2 protein-coding genes are annotated in these 4,260 nt (G+C 72.9%); both read left to right on the forward strand.

Annotated features, from left to right (window positions below):
• The first annotated feature begins 16 nt into the window (after positions 1 to 16).
• A complete protein-coding gene (locus ACRDP3_RS19690) occupies positions 17 to 4,075 on the forward strand; it encodes an SDR family NAD(P)-dependent oxidoreductase (RefSeq protein ID WP_431518287.1) in 4,059 nt (1,352 codons plus the stop codon).
• Positions 4,041 to 4,260 (forward strand): polyketide synthase docking domain-containing protein (locus ACRDP3_RS19695; RefSeq protein ID WP_431518288.1); only part of this gene is annotated, 220 nt, incomplete at its 3' end. The genes ACRDP3_RS19690 and ACRDP3_RS19695, both read left to right, overlap by 35 nt.

The raw sequence follows: 4,260 nt of genomic DNA on the forward strand, positions 1-4,260 counted from the left end.
GGCCACGACGCGTGCGTTGTTCGATCACCGGGCCACCGGGGTGGGGGAGGACCGCGCCGAACTCCTCACCGGACTCGAAGCACTCGCCGCCGGAGAGCCCGCCGCCCACGTGGTCACCGGGACGGCGGACGAAGCGGGGGGCACTGTCTTCGTCTTCCCCGGGCAGGGGTCGCAATGGGCCGGTATGGCCCGTGAACTCCTCGACTCCTCGGAGGTGTTCGCGAAACGGCTCGCGGAGTGCGCGGACGCACTCGCGCCGCACACCGACTGGTCGCTGCTGGACGTGGTGCGCGGTGCGCCGGCCGCGCCGGCCCTGGACCGGGTCGACGTGGTCCAGCCCGTGCTGTTCGCCGTGATGGTGTCGCTGGCGGAGCTCTGGCGCTCCCTGGGCATCGTGCCGGACGCGGTCGTCGGGCACTCGCAGGGCGAGATCGCCGCGGCCCAGGTGGCCGGCGCGCTCAGCCTGGACGACGCGGCCCGCGTGGTGGCCCTGCGTTCACGGGCCATCGTGGCGCTCGCCGGCAACGGCGGAATGGCGTCGGTTGCCCTGCCCGCCCACGAGATCGAGCCCCGGCTGGCACGCTTTGGCGGTCGCGTGCACATCGCCACGGTCAATGGCCCCTCGTCGACCACTGTCTCCGCCGATGCCGAGGCTCTGGAAGAGCTGCTCGCCGAGTGCGCGAAGGAGGGGGTGGACGCCCGCAGGATCGCCGTCGATTACGCGTCCCACTCCCCGCACGTGGACGTACTCCGCGATCACCTGATGGAGCTGCTGTCCGGGATCACCCCCCGCAGCTCCGAGCTTCCGTTCTACTCGACGGTGACCGGTGAGCCGCTGGACACCGCGACCTTGGACGCCGCGTACTGGTTCCGCAACCTCCGTCAGACCGTTCAGTTCGAGCGTGCGACCCGGACGCTCCTGGCGGACGGGCACCGCACCTTCGTCGAGGTCAGCCCGCACCCGGTGCTGGCCATGGCGGTCCAGGACACGGTGAGCGGCGCGGAGGGATCCGCCGCGGACGCTCTGGTCACGGGCACGCTGCGCCGGGACGACGGTGGCTGGCGCCGTTTTCTCACCTCGGCCGCCCAGATCCACGCGCACGGCACGACCGCCGACTGGTCCGCCGTACCGGCGGACCCCGGGGCCCGGACGGTCGAACTGCCCACGTACGCCTTCCAGCGGGAGAGGCACTGGCTGGACAGCGTCTCCGGTACCGCAGACGTGGCCTCGGCCGGCCTGCTGGCGGCGGAACACGCGCTGCTGGGCGCGGCGGTCCCACTGGCGGACAGCCGGGAGATGGTGTTCACCGGGCGCCTGCCCGCCGGTGCGCCCGCGCAGGGCGCATCCCTGTCCGGAGCCGTGCTCGCCGAACTCGTCCTGCACGCGGGCGAGCAGGTGGAGTGCCCCTGGGTGGACGAACTGACGGTGCTCGCTCCGCTCGGCCTCTCCTCCGAGCACGCGTGTCAGCTCCAGGTCACCGTACGGGCGGCGGACGCGTCCGGGCGGCGCGAGATTCTGGTGCACTCCCGTCCCGAGGGCGAGGACGGTGACTGGACCCGGCACGCCGAGGCCGCCGTTCTGCCCGGGACCGAGGGTGCCGCCGCCGTGTCCGTTACCGACGGCGCCTGGCCCCCGCCCGGGGCTGTGTCCGTCGATCTCGCCGATCTCGCCGATCTCGCGCCGGACCCCGAGGACGACGGCGCCGGCCCGCAGGACCCGTTCCGCGGTGTGCAGGCGCTGTGGCGGCTCGGCGCCGACCTGTACGCGGAGGTGGCGCTCAAGGAGGAACTCCCCGCCGACATCGACGGCTTCGGAATCCACCCCGAGCTGCTGGACGCGGCTTCGCGCACGCTGGCCGCCGCTCTCCACCCGGACGGCGCCGCCGCACGGCGGGTGGTGTCCTGGGCCGGCCTGCGCCTCTACGCCACGCAGGCCACCTCCGTACGTGTGCGTCTCACCGCGCTCGACGCGGACCGGTACCGGCTGGCACTGGCCGACCCGGCCGGACAACCGGTCGCGGCCGCCGAGACCCTCACCCTGGCGGACCCCTCCGATGACGTGACGGCGCGGCCGCAAGAGCCGTACGGCGGGAGCCTTTTCCACCTCGACTGGCCGGAGGTGCCCTGCCCGCAGGGAGGCACTCCCGGTGTCTGGGCTCTCCTCGGGGACGGGACGGCGTCCCTCGAGAGCGAGCTCGCCCGCGCCGGGGTGAGGGTAAGGGCCTGTGCCGACACGGCGGCGGTCTTTTCCCGCGCACTCGGCGCCCCCGCGCCCGGCGTCTTACTGGCCGCTCCTGCCGACTCGGCGTCCGTGTCCGCCCCCGACAGCCCCGCGGACCACGCCCACCGGGCGACCGAGGCCGCGCTCGAGCTGCTGACTGAGCGGCTCACCGGTGAGGGCACCGACGACGCACGACTCGTCGTGCTCACGCGGGGCGCCGTCGCCGTCCGGGCCGGCGACGACGTGACCGGGCTGGCCGGCGCCGCCGTGTGGGGACTGGTCCGCAGCGCCCAGGCCGAACACCCGGACCGCGTCATGCTGATCGACATCGACGACACAGCGGAATCGGTGCGGGCGTTGCCCGGCGCACTGGCCGCCGGTGAGCCGCAACTGGCCCTGCGCGCAGGCAGGTTGCACATACCGCGGCTGACAAGGACGATCCCCGGCCCACAGGTGCCGGCCCGGGCGCTCGACCCGGGCGGTACGGTGCTCGTCACGGGCGGCACGGGCACTCTCGGCCGGCTTGTCGCCCGCCACCTGGTGACCTCGCACGGCATCCGGCATCTTCTCCTGACCAGCCGCAAAGGCCCGGACGCCGAGGGTGCCGACGAGATCCGCGCCGAACTCGCCGCCGAGGGCGCCGAGGTGACCGTGGCCGCCTGCGACGTCGCGGATCCGGAGGCGCTGCGGGCGGCCCTGAGCACCGTGGACGCCGACCACCCGCTCACCGCGGTGGTTCACGCGGCCGGCGTCCTCGCCGACGCCACCCTGCACGCGCTCACCCCGGACCGGATCCACCGGGTGCTCCGCCCCAAGGCGGACGCCGCGTGGAACCTGCACCAGCAGACCTCTGGGCTGGACCTCGCCGCGTTCGTCCTGTTCTCGTCCGTCACCGGCGTCATCGGCACACCGGGCCAGGCGAATTATGCGGCAGCCAACGCCTTTCTCGACGGTCTGGCCGCGCACCGCCACGCGCACGGACAGCCCGCGACCAGCCTGGCCTGGGGCTACTGGGCCCAGTCCACCGGGATGACCGGCCATCTCTCCCAGGCGGATGTGGCGCGCATGGCCCGCACCTGCGTCGGTGCCCTGCAGACCGACGAGGCACTCTCCCACTTCGACGCCGCTCTGGCCGGAGGGCTGCCGGCCCTGGTGCCGGCCAGGATCGTCACCGGGTCCCTGCGCGATCTCGCGCGGGGCGGCCCGCTGCCCGCGGTGCTGCGCGGTCTTGTCCGCGCGCCGTCACGGCGCAGGGCGGCCGGCGCCGCGGCCGGAGCGGACTCGTGGGAGCTGCGGTTGTCGGCTCTGACCGCATCCGAGCAGAACGCCCTGCTGCTCGAACTGGTCAGCAGCCACGCGGCCGCCGTCCTGGGCGGTGCCCGTCGGGCCGTCGAGGCCGGCCGTGCCTTCAAGGAGCTGGGTTTCGACTCCCTGACGGCTGTCGAACTGCGCAACAGGCTCAGCACGGCGACCGGCCTGCGGCTGCCCGCCACTGTGGTCTTCAACCACCCGACGGCCGCCGCTCTCGCGGCGCATGTGCGCGAGCTGCTGGCTCCGGGTCCGGATCCTGCCGAGGACGCCTCCCCGCTGGCGCGGCTCGACTCGTTGGAAGCCGCTATCGGCTCGTTCGATCCGGCCGATGCCGGCACCCGCGACGCGATCGCCGAACGCCTCCACGTCCTGCTGCGGAAACTGGAGCAGCCCAGCGGGGATCTCATGGAGGCGATTCAGTCGGCGACGCCCGACGAGATCTTCGAACTCATCGACAACCGTCTCGGCCGACAGCGTCGGACGGGTTCGGACAACCAGGGGGACATCCATGACCAACGAAGCGAAGCTGGCCGAATATCTTAAGCGCGTGACGGTCGAACTCCACCAGGCCGAGCAGCGACTCCACGACGTCGAAGAACGTACCCATGAGCCGGTGGCGGTGGTGGGTATGGGGTGTCGTTTTCCGGGGGGTGTGGTGTCTCCGGGTGGGTTGTGGGATTTGGTGGTGGGTGGGGTGGATGCGGTTTCTGGTTTTCCGGTTGATCGTG

The sequence above is a fragment of the Streptomyces sp. genome (genome assembly GCF_050698815.1).
Classification (GTDB): domain Bacteria; phylum Actinomycetota; class Actinomycetes; order Streptomycetales; family Streptomycetaceae; genus Streptomyces.